Origin of the sequence: Phreatobacter sp. AB_2022a (assembly GCF_026847585.1) — a bacterium.
Lineage (GTDB): Bacteria > Pseudomonadota > Alphaproteobacteria > Rhizobiales > Phreatobacteraceae > Phreatobacter.
Window position 1 is genome coordinate 94,505 of sequence record NZ_JAPSET010000017.1, and the last position, 23,983, is coordinate 118,487.

Sequence of the window (23,983 nt, forward strand, 5' to 3'; positions counted from 1 at the left end):
CTGGCGCAAGGCGGGGTTCGCCGCGCGGCGCCGCGGCTTCACCGGAGCCGGGAATCTGGCACGCTGCAGCGATGACCTATTCGATCAGCATCATCCTCGCCTTCGCCGGGGCGGCGGTCGCGGAAATCGCCGGTTGTTTTGCGTTCTGGGCCTGGCTGCGCCAGGGCAAGTCCATCCTCTGGCTGGCGCCCGGCATCGCCTCGCTCATCCTTTTCGCTTATCTCCTGACCCTCGTCCCGAGCGATCACGCGGGCCGCGCCTATGCGGCCTATGGCGGCATCTACATCGTCGCCTCGCTGGTCTGGCTGTGGCTTGCCGAAGGGCAGGCGCCGGATCGCTGGGACCTGACGGGCGGAGCGGTTGCGCTCGTTGCTGCGGCCATCATCCTGCTCGGACCGCGGGGGGCCTGAACGGCCGGGAATCCGCCCGGCCTGCGCCGTTGCGCAAGGCGTCCGGCCACGGACGCGGCCGGGATTGACCTGAAACATCAAGGGGAAGGGAAACTGGTCGGAGTGCCGAGATTCGAACTCGGGACCCCTTGCACCCCATGCAAGTGCGCTACCGGGCTGCGCTACACTCCGACCGTGAGCGGGATTTAGGCGTTTTCGCCGCGCGCCGCAAGCCGGCCGAGCCGAATATCCAACGGGCTGTTGCGGTTGGCCAGCGCGACGCCCCAGATCACGCCCGAAAGAACCCAGAAATGGCGCCAGTGCTCGGTGTCGATGATCTTGCCCTCGAAGGCGAGGCCGCAATAGGTCGCGACGGCGGCAAGCGCGGTCGCCTGCCATGGCGTGCGTTTGAAACTGGCGAAGATGCCGGCGAACAGGGTCATGCCGACCAGCACCAGATAGGTGGTACCGGCGATCCAGCCGCCGGCGATGAACGAGTCGAGATAGACGTTGTGCACGTCCTCGACGAAATATTTGGCGAATTGCAGGGGGCCGAGGCCGAGCGGCCGGTCGAGCGCCAGCTGCCAGCCATAGGCATGCCGGCCGAACCGGCCCATCGGGCCGTTGTCGTAGGACTGGTTGAAATTGGCCCGCTCGCGCATGAGGTCGGCGACGCGGTCGATGGACAGCAGCACCAGCACGAAGGCGGCGGCGACGACGAGGCCTGCGGCCACCACGAGCACGATGCGCCAGCGCTCCGCCCGGCTTTCGGCGGTGATGAACATCAGCGCCACCATGATCGCCGCCGATACGACGAAATGCGCCCAGGCGCCGCGCGAGAACGACAGGAGCAGCGCGATGGTGAGCAGGCCGAGCAGGGCGCCGGCACGCAGCATGGCGCCGGCGCCGCCGCGCAGGAAGGCCTGCATGGCGATCAGCATCGGGAAGATCAGGAACGGTCCGAAGACATTGGGGTCGTTGAAGGTACCCTTGGCGCGGCCATAGAGCGTGAAGAGATCGAAGGCGGCGGGGAAGAGCCGGAAATAGCCCGATATGCCGGCGAGCGCCGCGATCAGCGACGCGAGCGTCCAGCCGCGCACGATGGCGTCGAGCCGCGCCCCGGTGTTGTCGGCGAGAACCGCCGCGAAGAACACCATGGTGACCGCGAGGTACCAGGAGACGGCGGTCCAGGGCACCACCTTGGCATCGCTCATCACCTGCACCGAGGAGATGGTGAGGCCGAGGCAATAGACGATCAGCACGAAGACGACGGGCATCAGCGCCGGCCGCAGAGCGATGGCGCCGGTGACGGCGAAGGCGCCGATGGTGACGAGCGCGCCGATCTCGTAGGGCGAGGGCTCGGCGAAGACGAAGGCGCCGCCGATCATCATCAGCCAGAGCAGGCGCAGGCGCAGGCCTTCGCCGACGACGAGGCTCAGCGGCGGCCGCCGGCGCCCGGCGATGTCGATCGCGGCGGCCGGGGCGGGCAGGGCGGTGCTCAAAAGGCGTTCTCGTGATGGCGCGCCAGCGACAGCGGCGTCTTGGCGAGAATGTAGAGGTCGAACAGCACCGACCAGTTCTCGATGTAGTAGAGGTCGTGCTCGACGCGCCGCTGGATCTTCTCCTGCGTGTCGGTCTCGCCGCGCCAGCCGTTGACCTGGGCCCAGCCGGTAATGCCGGGCTTGACCTTGTGGCGGGCGAAGTAGCCGTCGACGACGTCGTCATAGAGCTGGTCCGCTGCCTTGGCGTGCACGGCATGCGGACGCGGGCCGACGAGCGACAGGTTGCCCTTGAACACGACATTGATGAGCTGCGGCAGCTCGTCGATCGAGGTCTTGCGGATGAAGCGGCCGACCCGGGTGACGCGCGGGTCGCCCTTGGTGACGAGCTTTGCCGCCGTCGCGTCGCTCTTGTCCGTGTACATGGAGCGGAACTTGAAGACCTCGATCAGCTCGTTGTTGAAGCCGTAGCGCTTCTGCCGGAAGAACACCGGACCCTTGGAATCGAGCTTCACGGCGATGGCGGTGGCGAGCAGCAGCGGCGACAGGGCGATCAGCGCCAGGGTGCCGACGATCTTGTCGAAGACCCATTTCAGCACCACGTCCCAGTCCTGGATCGGCTTGTCGAAGACGTCGAGCACCGGGACGTTGCCGATATAGGAATAGGCGCGCGGCCGGAACCGGAGCTTGCCCGAATGGGCGGCGAGCCGGATGTCGACCGGCAGCACCCAGAGCTTGCGCAGCATCTGCAGGACGCGCGTTTCCGCGCTCATGGGAATGGTGACAATGACCAGGTCGACGCGGGTGCGTCGGGCGAATTCGACGAGATCGTCGACCGTGCCGAGCTTCGGCACGGTCGGGTTGGCCGGCGAGCGATCGTCGGAGCGGTCGTCGAACGTGCCGCAGAGGCTGACGTCGCTGTCCTTCTGCGCCTGGATCGAGCCGATGAGCTCGTCGGTCGCCTCGCCGCCGCCGACGATGACGACGCGCCGCTGCAGCCGTCCGGCGCGCGACCAGGTGCGCACGACATGGGCAAGGCCGGTGCGGAACAGTGCGAGCAGCACGAGGCCGACGAGGTACCAGGAGCCGAGCCAGACGCGCGACAGCTCGTCGCCCGCCTTGGCGAAGAAGGCGACCGCGGTCGCCACCAGGAAGACCAGTGTCCAGGCCACCAGCAGCCGTCCGAACTGGGCGACATGGGTGCGGAAGACGTGGACATCGTAGAGGCCGGCCGCCTGGAAGGCGAAGAGCGCGAGCATGGCAAGGCCGAACAGGCCGACGGTCGACGGCCACTGGACGCCGTAGGTCGGGTAGACCCAGCCGAGATAGATGGTCGCGCCGAGCGACAGCACGAGCACGAATTCGATCAGCCGGATGAAGCCGCCGAGCACGACCGGCGAATAGGCGGTGCCGACAGCCTCCTCGGCGATCCTGGCCGCACGTTCCGGCAGGGGGCGGCGCGGGCCGTCGGCGCCGGCCTGGGCCGCGCCGTCGGCTCCCGCCTCGACGGCCTTGATGATGTCCCGCCCCGTGAAGCCCAGCATGATGGCATCTCTTGCCTTGCGCGAGCCTCGGCGGACATCGCCGATCCCCTCGTGCCGCTGCAGCCTAGGGTGGCAAGTGTTGCTTTTGGTTTGAGTTTGCGGGTGCCGTCCCGGCGGAATCGGTCATGCTGCGCTGCGTCATAAACCTATTGTTAATCGCGAATTAATAGATCTCCGACAATCCGCACCGTCACCGGGAAAAAGCCTCAATTCAGGGCCGCGATAAGTCGTCGCGATCACGAACTGAAACAATAGAAACCGTTCTTGTAATAATTGATCCCGGCCTTCAAAAACTTTGATCGGTCGCGTCCGAACATCTTCACAATCGCAGGATACTAACGGGGCGAACGAGGCGGTTCGGTCCGTCGACGTCCTTTCCAAAAACAAACTCGATCCTGGAGAATGACATGTCCCTCTCGACCCTTCACTCTGATGCAGTGCACAATGCCGGCGACGGCCTCCTGGCCCGCGTCCAGACTCAGGCCGTCAAGCTCTTCGAGGCGCTTGCCGAGGCCTATGCGGCCCACCGCACCGCCGCCGAGCTGCGCACCCTGAGCGACCACGCGCTGCGCGACATCGGCATCAGCCGCGACGACATCGCGCGGGTGGCCCGCTACGGCCGCTGAGCGCGAGGCGGGGCGACCCGCACCGACGCTGTTCGCTCATCGCCCTGCGCCGGTCCGCCCGGCGCGGGGCGATGCTTTTTGGGGTGGGTGGAAAAACGAAATCAGCGCGGGCGCTGCGCCAGCGCGTCGCGGTAGGCGGCAAGAACGCCATCGGTCATGGCCGTCACCGAGAAGGCGCCGCGCACACGCTCGCGCAGCCTGACCGCCTGCGCGTTGGCCTCGGCCGGGTCGTCGAGGCGCGCCGCAATGGCCGCCGCGAGCGCCGCGGCATCGCCCGGGGCGACGAGAAGGCCGGCATCCGGCCCGAAGATCTCGGCAAGGCCGCCGACCGCGGTCGCGATCTGCGGCAGGCCGGCGGCGGCGGCTTCCAGCACCACATAGGGCAGCGATTCGGCACGCGAGGGCACGATCATCAGCCGGCCGCGGGCGAAAGCGGCGCGTGCCGGCAACGGGCCGGGCCAGACGATCGAGCCGACGAGGCCGCGCTTCGCGGCGAGGTCCTGGAAGGCCTGGCTGTCCGGGCCGGCGCCGACGATAGTCGCTGTCAGCCGGCGGCCGCGCTCGGCCAGGGCGGCCAGCGCCTCGATCAGCACGTCGACGCCTTTCAGCCGGCGCAACTCCCCGATGAACAGGAGGTCGGTGATGGCGCTGCCAGCTTCGCCGTGCGCCACCGGCTCGAATTCGTCCGGGCCGACACCGTTGTGAACGACCCGGACGAGGCCGCGCGGCTCGCAGACCTTGGCGCGGAAAGCGTCGCGGCCATAGTCGCTCTCGAACAGGAAGAGGTCGGTCCGCGCCGCCAGCAGCCTCTCCAGGCCGAGATAGACGAAGCCGACCGGGGTCGAGCGGCGATAGTGCAGGCTGCCGCCATGCGGCGTGTAGACCTTCAGCGCCCGGCCGCCGACGAGCCGGGCGTAGGCGCCGCCCTTGGAGCCGTGGCCGTGGACGACGTCGACATCGAGGGCGGCGAGCTTCTGCGCCACATGCCGCGCCGCCGACCAGTCGGAGGGACCGAGCTCGCGGCTCATGGCGATACGCGTGACGCCGAGCGCGAGCTCCCCGGCCAGCGAGGACAGCAGCGCGTCGGCCCGCGCGCCGCCGGTCGAGGCGTCGGCGACGAGGCCGACGCGATGTCCCCGCGCGGTCTGCTCGCGCGCAAGATCGACGACGTGACGGAACAGCCCGCCGACCGGCGAGCGCATCACATGCAGGACGGCGAGGTTCATCAGAACCAGCGTTCGCGGATGACGACGGTGTCGCCGGGCATCAGCGGGTGCGTCGGCGGCACGTCGGCGCGGTAGAGCTGGCCGTTGACCTTGCGCGTGACCTCGATGTTCCAGCGATTGGCGCGCGGGGTGAAGCCGCCGGCGATCGCCACGGCATTCTGCACGGTCATGCCGCTGACATAGGGGAACTGGCCGCCTGCGGCGACCTCGCCCATGATGAAGAAGGGCCGGTAGGTCTCCACCTCGACCGAGACGCTGGGATCGCGGATATAGCCGCCGCGCAGCTTCGCGGCGATTTCGGTGCCGAGCGTCTGGGTCGAGCGGCCGGCGGCGCGCAGCGAGCCGATCAGCGGCATGGTGATGTTGCCGGTCGCGTCGACGGCATAGGCATTGGTCAGCCCGTCCTGGCCGTAGACGACGACGCGCAGCCGGTCGCCGGTGTCGAGGAGATAGGGGCCCTGCGGCGCGATCGCCTCGTGCGGCACCACCGTGCCGGCCTCGCCATTGAGCGGGCCGACCACGCCGCGGGTCGTGTCGACCAGAGTGCCGGGCCCGGCGCCGGGCGCGCAGCCGCCCAGCATCAGCGCAACGACGGCCGTCGTCGTGAGCACGATGAACTGGCGCATCACGCGCGACCTCTGATCCTGTCGGTCTTTCATGGCGGGGATCATGCGTCGACGTGGTTAAGAAAAGCCCAACGCGGGTCCCGCCGCCGCCAGTGCCGTTAACACGATGGCAACCCTAATGATTTCTTATGCTAAGCTGAATTGCAGCAGTTCAAGGTGCCTTTGATGCGTGGGTTTGGTGGCCACAAGCGGCCGGCGGAGGAGGGGGCTGCGCCGCGCGGCGAGCTTGATCTCGCCGCGCTCGGCCGGGCGATCTGGGCGCGCCGGCTGTGGGTCGTCGTGCCCTCGGCCCTGGCGCTGGCCGGCAGCCTCGTCGCGGTCAACCTGACGACGCCGACCTACCGCTCCGAAGCCCGTATCCTGGTCGAGAGCGGCGACAACGCCTATACGCGCTCGGAGGGCGACCGCGGCAGCGCAGACCGTGCCACCATCGACCAGGAGGCGGTGCAGAGCCAGGTGCAGGTCGTCATGTCGCGCGACATCGAGCGCGCCGTGGCGGGCGAGCTCGATCTCGCCAAGCGTCCGGAATTCGATCCGGTCCTGCGCGGCATCAACCCGGTGAAGCAGGTGCTGATCCTGCTCGGCCTCGCCGAGAATCCGCTGCGCATGACCACCGACGAGCGGGTGATGCGCAGCTATTTCGAAAAGCTCACCGCCTATCAGGTCGACAAGTCGCGGATCATCGCGGTGCAGTTCGAATCGCACGATCCGCAGCTGGCGACTGATGCCGCCAACGCCGTGGCCGAGCGTTTCCTCGATGCCCAGCGGGCCAACAAGCGCGCGCAGGCCCGTTCGGCCTCGCAGTGGCTGGCGACGGAGATCGACGGCCTGCGCGGCAAGGTGGAGGAGGCCGAGGCCCGGGTCGAGAGCTTCCGCGCCCGCGCCAATCTGTTCGTCGGCGCCAACAATACCAGCCTCACCGCCCAGCAGCTCGCCGAGGTCAACAGCCAGATCGCGACCGCCAAGGCGCAGCAGACCGACGCCCAGACACGCGCCCGCCTGCTGCGCGACTTCCTGCGCGCCGGCAGGCCGATCGAATCGGGTGATGTCGTCAATTCCGAGATCATGCGGCGGCTGAACGAGCAGCGTGCCTCGGTCCAGGTGGCGCTTGCCGAACAGGCCTCCACGCTCGGACCGCGCCATCCGCGGATGGCCGAGCTGCGCGCCCAGCTGGCCGGCCTGGACGGCCAGATCCGGACCGAGGCGGAAAAGCTCGTGCGGGTTCTCGAAAACGACGCGCGCCTTGCCGGCGCCCGGGTCGAGGCGCTGAGCCAGACCCTCGACCAGGTCAAGCGCCAGGCGAGCCAGGCGAGCGAGCAGGAGGTGCAGCTCAGGGTGCTGGAGCGCGAGGCGAAATCGCAGCGCGACCAGCTCGAGGCGCTGCTGGCGCGTTATCGCGACGCCACGACACGCGACAGCGTCAATGCCGCGCCGCCCGATGCCCGCATCATCTCCCGCGCGGCCATTTCGAGCGTTCCGGCCTATCCGAAGAAGCTGCCGACCATGCTGATCGCAACGCTTGGCACGATGCTGCTGGCGCTCGGCTGCGTGGCGACCGGCGCGCTGCTCAACGGCGAGGGGCAGCGGACCGCGGGCGCGGAGGATCCGGAGCAGGATCTGGCCGAGCCCGAGACGCCGCTCCGCGCGGACATCAGGATCGAAGCGCCGGGGGCTGCTCCGGTTCATGCGTCCCGGCGGGCGGCCGATCCCGGCCACATCACGGCCGCGCCGATCATGGCGGCGGCGATGCCTGCGGCCTCGGCCGAAGCCGCCGCGCCATCCGACGGCGCGCGTCCGCAGGCCGGTGACCCCGCTGGCGGCATCGACAGCGACAGCAGCGCTTTCGAGCACGACCTCGCCGAAGATCTCGCCGGCACCGAAGCCGAGGCGGAAGCCGAGGTTCAGACCACGGATGGCGAACCGGTGCAGAGCATCAGCGGCCTTGCGGCCCGGCTCGACGCCACCGGTCAGCCGGTGCGGCGCAGCCTGGTGATGGCGACGGCGCCCGGCCTTGCGGCCACCGGCGTGACGCTGGCGCTCGCCCGCCAGTTCGCGAACGGCGGCCGGCGCGTCGTCATGATCGACCTCGACGAAGGTAATGCGGCGCTGTCGGCGCTGGCCGGACACGGCGCGCCGGGTCTTGCCGATCTGCTTGGCGAACGCACCTCCTTCGCCGAGATCATCCACCGCGATCCGGCCTCGCGCGCGCATCTCGTGCCGCTCGGACAGCGCCTGCCGGGCGGTCCGGCGGTCACCGACGACGAGCGCCTATCGTTCGCGGTCGGCGCGCTGACCCGCACCTATGACGTCGTGCTCATCCTGGTCGGCCAGCTTGCCGCCGATGGGCCGGGCTTCGAGCGCGTCGCCGCCTTTGCCAGCGATGCCGTCATCATCGGCCATTCGACCGCCGAGGATCCGGCGGTGCTCGCCGCCTATGCGGCGGCCGAGGCGGCGCGCCTGAACCCGATCACGGTCATGCTGGCCGTGGCCGAGGCGGCGGTCGCGGCGGCCTAGCGATCCCGATCGTCGCGCCCTAGCGGATCGTCGCGCTGACGGTTTCGTCGGCGACGAGGTGGGCCCATTCGGCCTGCGATACGCAGAAGGCCTGTTCCAGCCGCGCGACGAACAGGGCGGCAGCGGCCGAGAGGGCGCGCCGTGCCGGGTGGATCAGATAGAATTCCAGGTCGACCGGCGGGTCGGTGCGCCGTGCCGCGAGCTCGCCGCGGTCGAGCTCGCGCAGGATCGAGGTGATCGAGAGGAGCGTGACCCAGTCGCTGCGCTTGACCACCTCCAGCGTGCCGTGAAGGCTGTCGACCTCGATCAGCCGGTCGATCGGCAGGCCGACCGCGTGGATGTAGCGGTCGAGCATGATGCGCAGGCCGTTGCGCGGCGAGGGCATGACCAGCTTCAGTGGCGCCATGGCGGAGAGCGGCCCGGTGGTGGTCGCCGCAAGCCCGCCGGCCGCCGAGATCAGAAAGATCGGATCGGGCGCGAGCCGCCGGATGACCAGCCGCCGGTCGACCGGCGGCACGGCGACGACGGCGAAATCGACCTCGCCTGAGAGGGTCCATTCGGCGAGCGGGCCCGAGAAGGCTTCGGCGACGCGCAGCTGCACGTCGGGATAGTCAGCGAGATAGCCGGCGATGAAGCGCGGCATCAGGCCCTTGGCGACGGTCGGGGCAAGGCCGATATGGACAGGCCCGGCGACGCGGTCGGCGCCGTTGGTCACCGCCTTGCGGGCGGCGTCGATCTCGGCCAGCACGCGCAGGCAATGCTTGTAGAAGGTGTCGCCGGCAATGGTCGGCCGCGAGCCGCGGGCCAGCCGCTCGAACAGCGGGCCGCCGATCTCCGCCTCGAGGTCCCTGAGGATGCCGCTGACGCTCGGCTGCGCGAGGTTCAGCCGCTGGGCCGCGCGGTTGATGCTGCCTTCCTCATAGGCCGCGACGAAGGCCGTGATGTGTCGGAGGTCCACCGCCTATACCCTCTGCCTATAACTGGCATCGTCTCTTATCGCATTCTCAAGGGGTGTGGAACCGCCCAGTCTGCGTCTCATCGCTTGAGGCCGCGACCCGAGGGAGGGGCGGCGGCAGCCATCGGGAGGCTCCATGGGATATCCGGCGTTGAAGGAGGAGGGGAGCGCGGCCTGCCTCGACCCGCGCGCCTTTCGTGACGCGCTCGGCCGTTTCACCACGGGTGTCACCGTCGTGACCACCGGGGCTCGCGGCCACCGCAGCGGGGTCACTGTCAACTCGTTCAGCTCGCTGTCCCTCGATCCGCCGCTGATCCTCTGGAGCCTGGCGCGCAGCTCTTCGAGCCATGCCGCCTTCGTGGACGCCACCCATTTCGCGGTCCATGTTCTGGCCGAGGACCAGGAGCCGCTGGCGCGCCAGTTCGCGCGCTCGGGCATCGACCGTTTCGCCGGCATCGCGGTCGAGGAGGGGCCCGGCGGCCTGCCGGTGCTGCCGGACGCCGCCGCCCGCTTCGAATGCCGCACGCTCTGCCGGCATTGGGGCGGCGACCATGTCATCTTCGTCGGGCAGGTCGAGGCCTTCAGCCTCGCGGCGGACAGACGGCCGCTGATCTTCCACGCCGGCGCCATGTGCCGGCTGGCCGCTCCTGCCGCCTATAGCGCGAACCAATAACACCCATAGCCGGTGCCTTGATCTCAGGATCCGGCAAGCGGTCTAGGATTTGTCGAAAAAAGTCAGTGAAAGGGAGGCGCGCATGGCGCGGCCGAAGGTCATTCTCCAGCTCTATCCGATGTTTCCGAGCGACGGCTTCGAGGACCGGGTGAAGCAGCGCCCGATGGGCGTCGACCGCGACATGTACCAGTGGATCGTCCACGAATGGACCGACGTCGTGCTGGCGGCCGAACGGATGGGCGTCTGGGGTGCCTCGACCATCGAGCATCATTTCCATTCCGAGGGCTACGAGGTCGGGCCCAATCCCGGCATTCTCAATGCCTATTGGGCGGCCAAGACCTCGACCATCAATGTCGGCGCGATCGGCTATGTCATGGCGACGCAGGATCCGATCCGCGTCGCCGAGGAGACCGCCATCCTCGACCACCTCACCAAGGGTCGCTACTGGGTCGGCGTGGCGCGCGGCTACCAGTCGCGCTGGGCCAACGTGCTCGGCCAGTGGGCCGGGTCGGTCGCCACCGTCTCCGACGGCAGCGCCTCGGACCAGAAGAACCGAGACGTCTTCGAGGAACGCGTCGACCAGCTCATCGCCTGCTGGACCAAGGACGCGGTCGTGCTGGATGGCCCGACCTACAAGGCGCCTTATCCGATCAGCGGCATCGAAGGCTATCCGGCGGCGCGCACGGCGCGCGAGGCGGGCGTCGTCGGCGAGGTGGATGACCAGGGCCGGGTCGCCCAGATCGCCGTCGTGCCGAAACCCTACCAGCGGCCGCATCCGCCGCTCTTCGTCGCCACGACCAAGAGCAAGGAGAGCGTCGAGTTCTGCGCGCGCCGCGGCTTCAACCCGACCTATTTCTCGCCGGTGGCCCAGGTCGCGGACGGCGTCCGGCTCTATCACGAGGTCGCGCGCCGCGCGGGCTACGATTTCCAGCTCGGCGAACGCCAGAACATCGTACGCTTTCCGCATGTCACCGCGACGCGCGCCGAGTTCGACGAGCGCCTGCGCAAATACGACCTCGACATCTACAGGAACTTCTACGGGCCGTTCTTCCCGCAGCTGCCGCAGGGCGACGATGCCACGCTCGTCGAGGGCATGAAGAAGAGCGAATTGTTCATCGGCGGCACGCTGCAGGACAACAAGGACGTCTGGCGGCGGATCTACGACCAGGCCCCGTGCGAATACATCACGCTGATCTGGCACTGGGCGCAGTGCCCGAAAGAGGTGATGCTGGAAGAGCTCGACCTGTTCATGCGCGAGGTGCTGCCCGAACTGGAAACGCCGGAATTCCGCGCGGCCGCCGAATGAGCCGGGGACGGCGGGGCGGCGCCGGCCGTCGCCCCGCATAGCCTCCATACGGCAATCGAGGAAGGAAATCGGCTCGGCGAGCCCATAGTCGGACTATCACCATTCGCGTTCAAAGCGGCCGCAGATGCCGCAGCGCCCCGGGAGGACACCATGACCACATTCCATCTATCACGCCGCCGGCTCATCGCGGCCGCCGGCGCCACGGCGCTGGTGCCGGCGCCTTTCGTCGCCAGGGCCCAGGGCACCGATCCGATCAAGGTCGGCGCCGTTCTGTGCCTGACCGGCCCGGGCGCGGGGCTCGGCCAGGCCGAGCGCTCGGCCATGCAGCTCGCCGAGAAGATGATCAACGAGGCCGGCGGCATCGGCGGGCGCCCCTTGCGGATCCTGATCGAGGACGACGGCTCCAAGCCGGACATCGCCAAGAGCAAGGCCGAGGCGCTGATCTTCAACGAGAAGGTCGCGGCGATGATTGGCGGCTCGCTGACCGCCAGCACCGGCGCCATGGCCGCGCTGACCGACGGCGAGAAGATGGCGCAGGTCGCCCTGACCGGCCTCGGTCCGGCGATCGAGCTGAACTACAAGTCGCTCTACCACGTCCTGCCGCCGCAGCCGCTCAACGCCAAGGCGATGCTCGAATATACCAAGGCGCAGAACTTCAAGAAGATCGGCGTGCTGCACGATTCCGGCTACGGCCAGCTCGTCTATACCAGCCTGCGCGGCATGGCGCGCGACTATGGCGTCGACTTCGTCGCCGTCGAGAAGTTCGAGGTGGGCGCGACCGATGTCTCGACCCAGGCCGCCAAGGTGCGCGCCGCCCAGCCCGAGGCGGTCTATGTGGTGGCGACCTCGCCGGTGCCGTTCCGCGGCGCCCGGCAGGTCAAGATCACCCAGCCGATCATCTCGGCCATCGGCTCCTCTCCCTACGACTATGTGCGCGGCATGGGCGAGTTCGCCGACGATATCGTCTTCCCGGAATTCCTGGTCGGCGAGGATCCGGAGCCGCACCAGAAGGCCTTCGTCGAGCTCTATCAGAAGGCCTATGGCTCGCTGCCGAAAAACTACGAGGCAGCCGGCTGGGACGCCGTGCACATCGTCGCCGATGCGCTGAAGAAGGCCGGGCCGACCGACAAGGCGGCGATCGCGGCCGCCATGCGCCAGCCGTTCAAGGGCGTGATGGCGAGCTACGACTTCTCGAAGGACGACCTCACCGGCATCGGCCTGACGAGCTATGTCTATTCCAAGCTCGTCAAGCAGCAGTTCACGCGCCTGCCGTTCAAGGTGGCCGCCTGAGCCGCGCGGGCGTCGGCGCGGCGCCCGCCCTTTGCTTCTCCTGCAGTCCATGGCCCGATGACCACGACGCTTCTCATCCAATCGCTGTTGTCAGGCGTGACCAACGGCTTCGTCTACGGCCTCATCGGCCTTGGCATTTCGGTGATCTACCGCGGCACCCGGGTGGTGAACGCCATGCAGGGCGATTTCGCCCTGGTGGCGGGGATCGCCGCCTATCTCGCCATGGAGCGGCTCGGCGCGCCGACGCTTCTCGCCTTCGCCGGCGGCATGGTCGCCGGCGCGGCGGTCGGCTGGGCGGTCGAGCTCCTGCTGGTGCGCCCGACCAAGCACCGCGGCGGCACCGAGGATTCGTTCCTCCTGGTGACGCTCGGCGGCGCCTTCGCCGTGTCGGCGGCGACGCTCCTGTTCTTCGGCCGGGACTCGCATCCGGTCGCGGGGATCGGCGGCAGCGCCTCGCTCGATGTCTTCGATGCGGCCATCCGAGTCCACGCGGTCTGGCTGATCGTCTCGAGCATCCTGGTCGTCATCGCGCTCAGGCTGTTCTACACGAAGACCTTCATCGGCAAGTCGATCATGGCGGCCTCGATCGACGCGGAAGGGGCGGCGACGATCGGCATCAACGTGCCGCTGATGCGCACGCTGACCTTCGTCCTGGGCGGCGCGGTCGGCGGCATCGCCGGTGTGCTCGTGTCGCCGCTGATCACCCTGCATTATGAAATGGGGCTGCTGCTGACCCTCAAGGGGTTCACCGCGGCGATCATCGGCACGCTCGGCAATCCCTTCGGCGCCATTGTCGGGGGCCTTGCCCTCGGCATCGTCGAGGCACTCGCCATCGTCTTCGTCTCGTCGGGCTACAAGGACGTCATCGCGATGGCCTTCCTGATCCTGATCATGGTCGCGGTGCCGAACGGCATTCTCGGCCGCAGGGGGAGGGCCGGCGGATGAGCGTCGAACCGATCTCGCTGGCGCGCACGGCGGCGGCACGGCCGCGGACCCGCAGCGCCGTCCTCGCCCTCGTCGCGGTCGCCGGTCTCGCCGCCTGGGCGGCGCTGCCGATGGTCGCCTCGCGCGGCACCGTCGACCTCATGGTCTTCACCGCGCTCTACGCCATTGCCGGGCTCGGCGTGGCCTTCCTGCTCGGCCAGTGCGGCATCATCTCGCTGGCGCAGAGCGTGTTCTACGGCATCGGCGCCTATGCGAGCGCCTACGGTGCGACCCATTTCGGCTGGCCCTGGCCGGCCGGGCTCGCCTGCGGCATGGCGATATCCGGCCTGACCGCGTTCTGCCTCGGCTGGCCGATCCTGCGCCTGTCGGGCCACTTCCTGGCCCTGGCGACCCTCGCGCTGGCGACCATCGGGCATGTCCTGTTCCTGGAATGGGACTGGATCACCGGCGGCACGCTCGGCATCGGCGGCATTCCGCGCATCACGCTGTTCGGCTTGTCGCTCAACACGCCGCAGCGCTTCTATTATTTCGTCTGGATCGTGGCGGCCGTGGTGTTCTGGCTGCACTACAATCTGCTCGACTCGCGCGCAGGGTTTGCCATGCGCGCCATGCGCGACGCCCCCCAGGCGGCCATGGTGCTGGGCGTCGACGTGCACCGGCTGAAGGTGAAGGTCTTCATGCTCAGCGCGATGGTCGGCTCGCTCGCTGGCAGCCTCTTCGCCCACTATGTCTCCTTCATCAGCGTCGACAGTTTCGGCATCGACCGGGCGGTGAGCTTCCTGCTGCTGGCGGTGATCGGCGGGGTGCAGACGGTGGCCGGAGCGCTGTTCGGCGCGGCTTTCGTGACGCTCGCGCCGAACCTCCTGAGCAAGCTCGGCGACGTCCATCCGCTGCTGTTCGCGGGGGCGCTCGTCCTCACCGTGATCTTCCTGCCGCAGGGCATCGGCGGCTGGGTCAAGGCGCGGTTCATGCGTCTGGCCGGTTCCGGTGGCGAGGAGCGGCCATGAGTGTCCCTCAAGGCGACGGCGCCGCGCTGATGCAGCTCAGTGGCATCTCGAAGGGCTTCTTCGGCCTGTCCGTCCTGCGCGACGTGACGCTCGACATCCCCAAGGGCCGGATCACCGGCCTGATCGGGCCGAACGGGGCCGGCAAGAGCACGCTGTTCAACATCCTCTCTGGTTTCCTGGCGCCCGATACCGGCGCCGTGCGGTTCCGCGGCGCCGGCATCGTCCGCGCTTCGGTCGCCGCGCGCAGTCGCGCGGGCCTCGTGCGCACCTTCCAGACGCCCCAGGTGTTCAGCCACCTGACCGTGCGCGAGAACCTCATCGCCGGCTGCCACAAGCTCGGCCGCAGCGGCTTCCTGGCCAATCTCCTCGGCCTGCCGTCGTCGCGGGCCGAAAGGCGCCGGCTCGCGGTGCAGGCAGACAAGACCCTCGCGCGCTTCGACCTCGCCGCACTGGCCGACTGGCGCGCCGGCGACCTGCCGGTCGGCCAGCAGCGGCTCGTCGAGCTGGCGCGCGCCGCCATCGCGGAGCCTGACCTGCTGTGCCTCGACGAGCCGTCGTCCGGCCTCAATGCCGAGGAGACCGAGCAGTTGCGCCGCATGCTCGTCCGGCTCAACCAGGACGGCATGACCATCTTCCTCGTCTCCCACGACATGGACCTGATGAGCGTGTCCTCCGCGGTCAACGTGCTGTGCTTCGGCGAGATCATCGCGCGCGGCGACTTCGCGGCGGTGCAGGCCGACCCGCGGGTGCGCGAAGCCTATCTTGGAGCCTGAGCCATGCTGTCGGTCGACAACATCACCGCAGGTTATGGCGCGATCACCGTGCTGCGCGAGGTCAGCCTCGAGGTGAAGGCCAACGAGGCGGTCGCCGTCATCGGCCCGAACGGTGCCGGCAAGAGCACGCTGGTCCGCGCGATCTGCGGGCTCAATCCGGTGCGCGGCGGCGAGATCCGCAAGGACGGCCGGCCGATCCATGGCGAGCCGCCGCATCGCCGCGCCGCGCGCGGCATCGCCGTGGTCCTGGAGAACCGCCGGCTGTTCGGCGAGCTGACGGTCAGGACCAATCTGGACCTTGCGGCGGGCGAGGGCGACCGGCGTGCCGCGAGCGACCGGCGCTTCACGCTCGACAGCATCCTCGCCCTGTTCCCGTTCATGGAGGCGCGGCTCGACGCCCATGTCGAACTCCTGAGCGGCGGCGAGCAGCAGATGGTTGCGATCGGGCGAGCGCTGCTGCTCCAGCCGGATCTCTTGATCCTGGACGAGCCGTCCACGGGGCTGGCGCCCAAGATCGTCAAGAGCCTGACCGGCGTCATCGCCCGGATCCGCGAGGAGGGCGTCAGCGTCCTGCTGGTCGAGCAGAACGCGCAGCTGGCGAGCGAGGCGACCGACCGGGCCTATGTGATGAAGCTCGGCCGGGTGGTGGACGCGATCGCCCCGGATCGCTGGCGCGGCATCATGGCGGGCGACGGTCTGAAGCGGGCCTATCTCGGGGCGTGAGACCTGAGGCAGGCCGGCGCGATCGGGCTTGCGGCGCCGGCGGCGGCGCTAGGCGAGACGGGCGCGCGCGCGCCTGAAGGCTTCGACGATCGGCCAGAGACGGGCGGAGTCCTTGACCTGCCGCTTCAGCCTGACCGCCGCGCCGAGGGCGGCCGCCGCAGCCTGGCCGCGCCAGGTGACGGCCACGTACTGGTCGAACAGCGCATCTGTCCCGGCGCAGAGACTTGCTTTGTAGCGTGCCCGGCCGACGCCGAGATCGAACGTGTCGAGACCGTCGTCGCAGCAGGCGCGCACGACCTTGTGCAGAAGGATCTCGCCGGGGCTATGGCGTGCCAGCGGTCCCGAGGTGACGGCGGTGAACATGCCGGAGAACCGGCCGCGCGCAGCAGCGCCGCCGAACACGGCGACGGGCTCGCCGGCCACGGTCAGGGCGAACAGCGTGATCGCGGGCGGAACTCCGCCTGCCGGGCCGGTCGCGCCGTCGACGATGAAGGCGCGGGCACCGGCGACCGCAAAGGCGTCGGTGATGCCCTGGGCTCGGCAGCGCGTGGCCTTCAGGGCGAGGAAACTGTCCGTGAAGCGATCGATTTCGTCCGACGTGCGGGCCTTCGTCAGTTCGACAGGGCCGTGGGCGGCGAGGGCCCGTTCCTTCTTGCGCAGCTTGCGCCGTGCCGCGGGCGAGACGGCGCCGGCGAGAACGGCCTCGGCATCGGCGCCGAGACGGAGATGATAGCCGTCGGATGCGGCCGGCAGGTGCGGCAGAAGGCGAAAGGGATTGGCAAGGCCGTCCCAGCACGCCGGCTGGCTGGCAAGGCGGAACAGGTCGATCCGCCGCGGCGCCTGCCGGGCCACGCTGTCCAGGATGGCGTCGAGATCGGCCGCGGTGAGGCTCGCCGCGAAGGCCGCGCGCCAGAGCCCCATGCCGAAATTGCAATGCTTGCCGCCGATGAACCCGGCCACGGCGAGGCCGTGCTCGTCGGTGATGGCGAGTGGCAGCAGGCCCTGCGGCTGTCCGTCCGCATCGCCGACGACGGCAAGGCAGGGCGTCGCGCCGGCGCCGATGGTCGCGAGGAAGGCCGCGCACCAGTCGTGCCGCTGATAGGCGCTGAACACGGCATCGGCTTCGAGCGCCTGCCAGGCCTTGCCGGCTTCCGCCAGGTCCGGCGCGACCGTGACGCTCCAGGACGCGGCCGCCGGACTGGCATGGTCGCATCGTCTTGCCGGTTCGATGGTCGTCGTCATCCGCGCGTCCGGGGGCCAGGGACGCGAACGATAGCAGCGAGGTCTCAACAACAGGTTGTGGCCGTCACGAGCCGGGCTGCGGCTCCGCAGCCGCCGGGCCGCGGCCGAGATAGCGGCTCGGCGGCGCGCCCAGCATGCGCTTGAACATGGTGGTGAAGGCCGGGACGCTGTCATAGCCGAGGTCGAGCGCAACGCTGGTCACCGGCTCGCCGGCGGCGAGCCGGGGCAGGGCCGCGAACAGGCAGGCCTGCTGGCGCCAGGCCGACAGACTGAGGCCGGTCTGGCTGCGGAAGGTGCGGGTGAAGGCGCGCCGGCTCATGGCGAGCCGCTTCGCCCAGTCGTCGATGCGCACCTGCGAGGACGGATTGTCCAGGAAGCCGCGGCAGAGCAGGGCAAGCCGCGGCTCGGCCGGGAAGGCGAGGCCGAGCGGCTGCACCGGCAGCCGCGGGATCTCCTGCGTCATCAGCGCCAGCACCAGGCCGGCGCGGCTCATCGGCTCATGGTCGAGCGGCAGCGTCGCGGCCTCGACGATGAGGCTGCGCATCAGATCGGTCACCGCCATCACGCGGATGGTCTCGGGCAGGCCCTCGATGGCGTCGGGCCGGACATAGACCGAGCGCATGTTGACCGCGCCGAGCATTTCCACGGCATGCTCGACGCCCGCGGGGATCCACAGGGCGTCGCCCGCCGGCACCACCCAGCGGCCGATATGGGTCGTCACCATGACGACGCCGGTCAGCGCATAGAGCAGCTGGGCGCGGGTGTGGCGGTGCAGGGAGACGACGTAGCCGCGCGGATAGTCGCTCGCCAGCGCGATGGTCTGGCCTTCGGACCGTTCGAGCCAGGCCCGCCGCTCGCGGTCCATGTCGCGGCCGGGGCTGGAAAAGCGCCTGTGGTCGGGTCGTTGCACGGGATTGGCCCACTCGCGAAAGATCTAGACCAGATCACGCAAGCAGGTCAGCGTGCAAGGCTTATTGTCGCACCCCGAACCAGCCGCGCCGCGTGAGACGCCGGCTCTCTCGACAATGGAGCATTCCGTGACCCCGCCTTCCGCGACCGCACCGGCGGCCGCCGACAATACCGCCTTCAAGGTTATTGCCGCGCTCAGCTTCTGCCATCTGCTCAACGACATGATGCAGTCGCTGCTGACCGCGATCTATCCGATGCTGAAATCCGATTTCGGGCTCGATTTCGGCCAGATCGGCCTACTGACCCTGACGTTCAACGTCACCGCCTCGCTGCTCCAGCCGGCCATCGGGCTCTATACCGACAAGCGGCCGCAGCCCTATTCGCTGCCGCTCGGCATGGGCTTCACGCTGGTCGGGCTGATCCTGCTGGCGGTGGCGCACCATTACTGGCTGCTGCTCGTCTCGGCGGCGCTCGTCGGCATGGGCTCGGCGGTGTTCCATCCGGAATCCTCGCGCGTCGCGCGCATGGCCTCGGGCGGCCGGCACGGCCTGGCCCAGTCGCTGTTCCAGGTCGGCGGTAATGTCGGCTCGGCCGTCGGGCCGCTGCTCGCCGCCTTCCTGGTGCTGCGCTACGGCCAGGGCAGCATCGCCTGGTTCTCGATGGCGGCGCTGCTGGCGATGGTCGTGCTCTGGCAGGTGAGCACCTGGTACCGGGCCAAGCGCGCGACCATCGCGGCGCGCCCGGCGATCGCCGCGGCCGCCGTGCTGCCGCGCGGCAAGGTGGTTCTGGCGCTGACCGTGCTCGGCATCCTCGTCTTCTCGAAATATGTCTACATGTCGAGCCTGACGAGCTACTACACCTTCTATCTCATCGAAAAGTTCGACGTTTCGGTGCGCGATTCCCAGCTTCTCCTGTTCCTGTTCCTCGGCGCCGTGGCGGTTGGCACCATCATCGGCGGACCCATCGGCGACCGCTTCGGCCGCAAGGTGGTGATCTGGGGCTCGATCCTCGGCGCGCTGCCCTTCACGCTGGCCTTGCCCTATGCCGGCGGGCTGGTCGCGACCGCCGTGCTCACCGTGTTGATCGGCCTCATCATGGCCTCGGCCTTCTCGGCCATCATCGTGTTCGCCCAGGAACTGGTGCCGGGCAAGGTCGGGCTCATTGCCGGCCTGTTCTTCGGCTTCGCCTTCGGCATCGGTGGCATCGGCGCGGCCGTGCTCGGCGCGCTCGCCGACGTCAGGGGCATCGAATATGTCTACTGGGCCTGTTCGTTCCTGCCGCTGGTCGGGCTGCTCACCGTGTTCCTGCCCGACATGGAGGAGGCGCGCGCCAAGGCGCTGCGGGCGCAGGCCGCCTAGGCGCCTGCAACCGGCGCGCGAGAATTGTTTCCGGATGTAAGCGTTTCTACGAAATCTCAATCAATGGCCGGCAGGATGGCGGACGCAAGCGGGGACGCGTCCGGCTCTGCCGGCCAGGGATTGATGGATCGCCATGAGCGGCATTCGCATGTCGGTCTATCGGGCCGGTCTGGAGGCGCTGTATTTCTCGGGCGCGCACCGGGCTCTGCGGCCGGTCGTCGGCGGCGCCGGCGCGATCTTGATGCTGCATCACGTGCGCCCGGCGGAGCCGCGCGAATTCGCGCCCAATGCCCTGCTCGAAGTCACGCCTGATTTCCTGGAACAGGTGATCGAGCGGGTAAGGGCGAGCGGCTTCGAGATCATCGCCCTCGACGCCGTGCCCGGGCGCCTGGCGGCCGGCGGCGCGGCGCAGCCGTTCGTCGCGATCACCTTCGACGACGGCTATCGCGACAATCTCGTCCATGCCTATCCGGTGCTGAAGCGGCACGGCGTGCCGTTCGCCATCTACCTGCCCACGGCCTATATGGAGGGCCGGGGCGAATTGTGGTGGCTGCTGCTGGAGGAGGCGATCCGCCGGCGGGACAGCGTGACGCTCTCGATGCGCGGCCGCGACATCCGCTTCGATTGCACGGGAGCGGCGGCCAAGACGGCCGCCTACCAGCAGATCTACTGGTGGCTGCGCGCCCTGACCGAAGCCGAATTGCGCGCGGTGGTGCGCGCGCTCGCGGCCGAGGCCGGGCTCGGCCCGCACTGGGGCTGCGCCGAGCTCTGCATGAGCTGGAACGAAGTGGCCGAGCTCGGCCGTGATCCGCTCGTCACCTTCGGCGCGCACAGCGTGCACCACTACATGCTGGCAAAATGGCCGGTCGAGACCGCGCGGGCCGAAATGGTCCATTCGAAGGCGCTGATCGAAGCGCGCCTTGGACGGCCGGTCGATCATTTCGCCTATCCGGTCGGCGATCCGACCTCGGCGGGCCAGCGCGAGTTCACGCTTGCCCGCGAGGCCGGCTTCGCGACAGCGGTCACGACGCGGCCGGGCCTGCTCTATGCCGAGCATGGCGCGCATCTCACGGCCTTGCCGAGGGTGTCGCTCAACGGCCATTTCCAGTCGCTGCGCTATCTCGACGTGCTGCTGTCCGGGGCCGCCTTCGCCCTGTTCAACGGCTTTCGCAAGGTCAATGCGGCGTGATCTTCGTCGAGGTCTCGCGCGCGTCAACGGCCGGCGTCGGTGCTGCGCGTTGACCGATTTCAGGGCGCCGGTCATCGAGCGCTGCGACCGCGCCCGCCGCGCGGGGCTCGCGCGGCGGAGCCAAAATCGGCATGCGCTTTGTGGTCGGGTGAGCTAGAGAGGCCGTTCGGACGCCCGGAGAGGCGGCCAGGCAGGAGCCCGATCATGATCAAGATGAGTGTCTATTATCCGGCCGAGGGCGGCTCGAAGTTCGATCACGACTACTACCGCACCAGCCACATGCCGCTGATCAAGGAACGGCTCGGCGATGCCTGCCTGCGCTACGAGATCGACAAGGGGCTTGCGGGTCGCGAACCTGGAAGCGCGCCGGCGTTCGTCGCGGCGTGCCACGTCTACTCGCCGAGCCTGGAGACATTCCAGCGGGCGTTCGCTCCCCACCGCGCGGAGATCGCGGCCGACGTCGCCAACTATACGGACATCGCGCCCACGGTGCAGATCAGCGAAGTCGTCGGCGGATAGGAGGCCGCGGCGCGTCGGGCGGTGGCCGTTGAACGTTGCGGGACCGCATAGAGCCGGCGCGCCGGTCGATGGCGACGGCGCCGCCCAGCCGGTCGGCGGTCGGCAGCATGTCGTTGCCTCCGCAGCGAAAGCGGCCTTGCTCTCGTCAAATTCGCTTCGGCGACAACCTGGATGCGCTTTGCGAGTCGGTGGCCGCATGGCCTGATCTCGAAGGTTGCGGCCTCTCGATATCGCGCGCGGAGTGAATTTCGAGATCGAAAACGACGCCAGGAATCAATGGGCTATCGGTGTCGCCATGACCCTGAAATGCGCTCGGCGCGCGATAGCGGGGTCGGCGAATGCCGGGTTCGGGACGCCGGTCTGGCCGGTCATCGGAAAATCCGCCTGAAGCCGGTCGCGAGAAGGCCTGAATCAGATAGTTTGTGCTGAACGCGCCCGCCGCCGGCGGGCTCGGCCACACCGAACGCGCGATGTCAGAACAGACCGGAACCAGACCTTTTTCACCCTTCGAATGGATGCTGTCGCTGCGCTATCTGCGCGCCCGGCGCAAGGAGGGCTTCATTTCGGTGATCGCCGGATTCTCCTTCATCGGCATCATGCTGGGGGTGGCAACCCTCATCATCGTGATGGCCGTGATGAACGGCTTCCGCAAGGAACTGCTCGGCAAGATCCTCGGCGTGCAGGGCCACATGGTGCTGCAGCCGATCGACCAGCCGCTGACCGACTACAAGGAAGTGGCCGAGCGCCTCATGCGGGTGCCGGGCATCCGGCTCGCCGCGCCGATCGTCGACGGCCAGGCGCTGGCGACCTCGCCGTTCAACGGCGGCGGGGTGATCGTGCGCGGCATGCGCGCCGAGGACCTGAAGCGCCTGCCGCTGCTCGCCGGCGGCATCAAGCAGGGCGGCCTCGACGATTTCGACACCTCGGAAGGCGTGATGGTCGGCCAGCGGCTCGCCAACCAGCTGTCGCTGAGGCTCGGCGACATGCTGACGCTGGTGTCCTCCAAGGGCGCCTCGACGCCGATGGGCACGACACCGCGGATCAAGGCCTATCCGATCGTGGCGATCTTCGAAGTCGGCATGACCGAATACGATTCCGCCTTCGTGTTCATGCCCTTTGCCGAGGCGCAGGCCTATTTCAACCGCGACGGCGACGCCTCGACCATCGAGATCTACACCGACAATCCCGACAATGTGGACCAGTATCGCCGAGCGGCATCGGCTGCGGTCGAGCGGCCGACCTTCTTCGTCGACTGGCGCCAGCGCAATGCCACCTTCTTCTCGGCCCTGCAGGTCGAGCGCAACGTCATGTTCATGATCCTGACGCTGATCGTGCTGGTGGCGGCGCTCAACATCGTCTCGGGCCTGATCATGCTGGTCAAGGACAAGGGCAGCGACATCGCGATCCTGCGCACCATGGGCGCGACACGCGGCGCCATCATGCGGGTCTTCCTGATCACCGGCGCATCGATCGGGGTGGTCGGAACGCTCGCCGGCTTCGCGCTCGGCGTCGTCGTCTGCCTCAACATCGAGCGCATCCAGGAGTTCGTGTCCTGGCTCAGCGGCACCACGCTGTGGGATCCGACGGTGCGCTTCCTGACCAACATCCCGGCCGACATGTCGACCGGCGAGACCCTGGCGGTCCTGGTCATGGCGCTGGTCCTGTCGTTCCTGGCGACACTCTATCCATCCTGGCGGGCGGCCAAGCTCGATCCGGTCGAGGCGCTGCGTTATGAGTGAGACGACGAGCGAACAGGAACCGCCGGTCCTCTGGCTGCAGGCGGTCGAGCGCCGCTACAAGCAGGGCGAGGGCTCGCTTGAGATTCTGAAGGGCGCGGAATTCGCGGTCTGGCCGGGCGAGAGCGTCGCGCTGATTGCGCCGTCCGGCACCGGCAAGTCGACCCTGCTGCATGTCGCCGGCCTCCTGGAGGCTCCCGACGGCGGCGAGGTCTATGTCGGCGGCGTGCCGACCTCGAGCCTTCCCGACAGCGAGCGGACGCGCATCAGGCGGACCGAGATCGGCTTCGTCTATCAGTTCCACCATCTGCTGCCGGAGTTCTCCGCGCTCGAAAACGTCATGCTGCCGCAGATGATCCGCGGCCTGGGTGCGAAGGAGGCCAAGGTGCGCGCGGGCGACCTGCTCGGCTATCTCGGACTCGGGGAACGCCTCAAGCACCGGCCGGCCGAGCTGTCGGGCGGCGAGCAGCAGCGCGTCGCCATCGCCCGGGCTGTCGCCAACGCGCCGCGGGTGCTGATGGCCGACGAGCCGACCGGCAATCTCGACCCGAAGACCGCCGACCATGTGTTCTCGGCGCTGACCCAGCTCGTGCGCGCCTCGCGTCTCGCCGCGGTGGTGGCCACCCACAATATGGACCTCGCCGCGCGCATGGATCGCCGTGTCACCATCCGCGACGGCCTGGTGGTGGAGGTCTAGGCCGCGGCATTCGCCCGTCGGGATAAGCTTTCATTTACTCTTTGAGTTGCTCGTTTGTTCTCGCGGCTTGCCCTGCGAACAAAATGAGAACATGCTTCCCTGGTCAACAAGAGGAGGCACTGATGGTGCGGACACTCATCGAAGACATGGCGGCCCTGGCAGCCCTCGGATTGTTCACCGGCATGGTCGCGGTCTGGGCGCAGGCGATCCAGGGCCTGTGAGCCGGCCCATGGACGG

22 protein-coding genes and 1 tRNA gene are annotated in these 23,983 nt (G+C 68.7%); 15 read left to right on the top strand and 8 right to left on the bottom strand.

The annotated features are described in order from the left end of the window. Positions 1–71: 71 nt before the first annotated feature. The gene (locus OZ671_RS14430) at positions 72–410 is read left to right on the top strand and encodes a YnfA family protein (RefSeq protein WP_268861390.1); all 339 of its coding nucleotides are present in this window, start codon (positions 72–74) and stop codon (positions 408–410) included. Positions 411–504: 94 nt separating this feature from the next. On the opposite strand, the gene OZ671_RS14435 is transcribed toward OZ671_RS14430, so the two are convergent. The 3 genes from OZ671_RS14435 to OZ671_RS14445 all read right to left on the bottom strand — a co-directional run bounded on the left by OZ671_RS14435 (position 505) and on the right by OZ671_RS14445 (position 3,432). Next, positions 505–581 (bottom strand) — tRNA-Pro (locus OZ671_RS14435). A 14-nt stretch (positions 582–595) separates the two neighbouring features. Beyond that, positions 596–1,891, bottom strand: a complete 1,296-nt coding sequence (locus OZ671_RS14440) for an O-antigen ligase family protein (RefSeq protein ID WP_268861391.1) — start codon at positions 1,889–1,891, stop codon at positions 596–598. Next, positions 1,888–3,432: an undecaprenyl-phosphate glucose phosphotransferase gene (locus OZ671_RS14445; RefSeq protein WP_268861392.1), complete on the bottom strand. Its 1,545-nt coding sequence runs from the start codon at positions 3,430–3,432 to the stop codon at positions 1,888–1,890. The genes OZ671_RS14440 and OZ671_RS14445 overlap by 4 nt, the downstream gene beginning before the upstream one ends. Positions 3,433–3,839: 407 nt before the next feature. On the opposite strand from OZ671_RS14445, the gene OZ671_RS32085 reads away from it, so the two are divergent. Beyond that, positions 3,840–4,058, top strand: a complete 219-nt coding sequence (locus OZ671_RS32085; protein ID WP_268861393.1) for a DUF1127 domain-containing protein — start codon at positions 3,840–3,842, stop codon at positions 4,056–4,058. Positions 4,059–4,159: 101 nt separating this feature from the next. Here the strand turns inward: OZ671_RS32085 and OZ671_RS14455 are convergent, their stop codons facing one another. Continuing rightward, on the bottom strand, positions 4,160–5,284 hold the full coding sequence (locus OZ671_RS14455; protein WP_268861394.1) for a glycosyltransferase: 1,125 nt from the start codon (positions 5,282–5,284) through the stop codon (positions 4,160–4,162). After that, on the bottom strand, positions 5,284–5,943 hold the full coding sequence (locus tag OZ671_RS14460) for a polysaccharide biosynthesis/export family protein (RefSeq protein WP_268861395.1): 660 nt from the start codon (positions 5,941–5,943) through the stop codon (positions 5,284–5,286). Before OZ671_RS14460 ends, OZ671_RS14455 begins: the two co-directional genes overlap by 1 nt. A gap of 132 nt (positions 5,944–6,075) precedes the next feature. On the opposite strand from OZ671_RS14460, the gene OZ671_RS14465 reads away from it, so the two are divergent. After that, on the top strand, positions 6,076–8,424 hold the full coding sequence (locus OZ671_RS14465) for a GumC family protein (RefSeq protein ID WP_268861396.1): 2,349 nt from the start codon (positions 6,076–6,078) through the stop codon (positions 8,422–8,424). Between the two features lie 19 nt (positions 8,425–8,443). On the opposite strand, the gene OZ671_RS14470 is transcribed toward OZ671_RS14465, so the two are convergent. Beyond that, positions 8,444–9,382, bottom strand: coding sequence for a LysR family transcriptional regulator (locus tag OZ671_RS14470; RefSeq protein WP_268861397.1), 939 nt, complete (start codon positions 9,380–9,382; stop codon positions 8,444–8,446). A 133-nt stretch (positions 9,383–9,515) separates the two neighbouring features. On the opposite strand from OZ671_RS14470, the gene OZ671_RS14475 reads away from it, so the two are divergent. The 7 genes from OZ671_RS14475 (at position 9,516) to OZ671_RS14505 (ending at position 16,096) form a co-directional block, all read left to right on the top strand. Further along, positions 9,516–10,052 (top strand): flavin reductase family protein, encoded by a 537-nt coding sequence (locus OZ671_RS14475; RefSeq protein WP_268861398.1) that lies wholly within the window; start codon positions 9,516–9,518, stop codon positions 10,050–10,052. Positions 10,053–10,134: 82 nt separating this feature from the next. Next, the gene (locus OZ671_RS14480; protein WP_268861399.1) at positions 10,135–11,358 is read left to right on the top strand and encodes an LLM class flavin-dependent oxidoreductase; all 1,224 of its coding nucleotides are present in this window, start codon (positions 10,135–10,137) and stop codon (positions 11,356–11,358) included. A 150-nt stretch (positions 11,359–11,508) separates the two neighbouring features. Then, positions 11,509–12,648 (top strand): ABC transporter substrate-binding protein, encoded by a 1,140-nt coding sequence (locus tag OZ671_RS14485; protein ID WP_268861400.1) that lies wholly within the window; start codon positions 11,509–11,511, stop codon positions 12,646–12,648. A 57-nt stretch (positions 12,649–12,705) separates the two neighbouring features. Next, a complete protein-coding gene (locus tag OZ671_RS14490; protein ID WP_268861401.1) occupies positions 12,706–13,593 on the top strand; it encodes a branched-chain amino acid ABC transporter permease in 888 nt (295 codons plus the stop codon). Continuing rightward, positions 13,590–14,600 (top strand): branched-chain amino acid ABC transporter permease, encoded by a 1,011-nt coding sequence (locus tag OZ671_RS14495; protein ID WP_268861402.1) that lies wholly within the window; start codon positions 13,590–13,592, stop codon positions 14,598–14,600. Before OZ671_RS14490 ends, OZ671_RS14495 begins: the two co-directional genes overlap by 4 nt. Next, positions 14,597–15,373, top strand: a complete 777-nt coding sequence (locus OZ671_RS14500; protein WP_268861403.1) for an ABC transporter ATP-binding protein — start codon at positions 14,597–14,599, stop codon at positions 15,371–15,373. Before OZ671_RS14495 ends, OZ671_RS14500 begins: the two co-directional genes overlap by 4 nt. Positions 15,374–15,376: 3 nt before the next feature. Further along, the gene (locus OZ671_RS14505; protein ID WP_268861404.1) at positions 15,377–16,096 is read left to right on the top strand and encodes an ABC transporter ATP-binding protein; all 720 of its coding nucleotides are present in this window, start codon (positions 15,377–15,379) and stop codon (positions 16,094–16,096) included. A 48-nt stretch (positions 16,097–16,144) separates the two neighbouring features. Here OZ671_RS14505 and OZ671_RS14510 read toward each other — a convergent pair whose 3' ends face one another. Both OZ671_RS14510 and OZ671_RS14515 read right to left on the bottom strand, forming a co-directional pair. Further along, on the bottom strand, positions 16,145–17,338 hold the full coding sequence (locus OZ671_RS14510; RefSeq protein ID WP_268861405.1) for a GNAT family N-acetyltransferase: 1,194 nt from the start codon (positions 17,336–17,338) through the stop codon (positions 16,145–16,147). 64 nt (positions 17,339–17,402) lie between these two features. Beyond that, a complete protein-coding gene (locus tag OZ671_RS14515) occupies positions 17,403–18,203 on the bottom strand; it encodes an AraC family transcriptional regulator (RefSeq protein WP_268861424.1) in 801 nt (266 codons plus the stop codon). 160 nt (positions 18,204–18,363) lie between these two features. Between OZ671_RS14515 and OZ671_RS14520 the strand changes: the two genes are divergently transcribed. The 5 genes from OZ671_RS14520 (at position 18,364) to OZ671_RS14540 (ending at position 23,746) form a co-directional block, all read left to right on the top strand. Continuing rightward, entirely contained in the window at positions 18,364–19,605 is a 1,242-nt protein-coding gene (locus OZ671_RS14520; RefSeq protein WP_268861406.1) for an MFS transporter, read from the top strand. Positions 19,606–19,738: 133 nt separating this feature from the next. Further along, positions 19,739–20,794, top strand: coding sequence for a polysaccharide deacetylase family protein (locus tag OZ671_RS14525; protein ID WP_268861407.1), 1,056 nt, complete (start codon positions 19,739–19,741; stop codon positions 20,792–20,794). Positions 20,795–20,998: 204 nt separating this feature from the next. Then, a complete protein-coding gene (locus OZ671_RS14530; RefSeq protein ID WP_268861408.1) occupies positions 20,999–21,313 on the top strand; it encodes an EthD family reductase in 315 nt (104 codons plus the stop codon). 470 nt (positions 21,314–21,783) lie between these two features. Next, the gene (locus OZ671_RS14535; protein ID WP_268861409.1) at positions 21,784–23,052 is read left to right on the top strand and encodes a lipoprotein-releasing ABC transporter permease subunit; all 1,269 of its coding nucleotides are present in this window, start codon (positions 21,784–21,786) and stop codon (positions 23,050–23,052) included. Then, a complete protein-coding gene (locus OZ671_RS14540) occupies positions 23,045–23,746 on the top strand; it encodes an ABC transporter ATP-binding protein (protein ID WP_268861410.1) in 702 nt (233 codons plus the stop codon). The genes OZ671_RS14535 and OZ671_RS14540 overlap by 8 nt, the downstream gene beginning before the upstream one ends. Positions 23,747–23,983 lie beyond the last annotated feature (237 nt).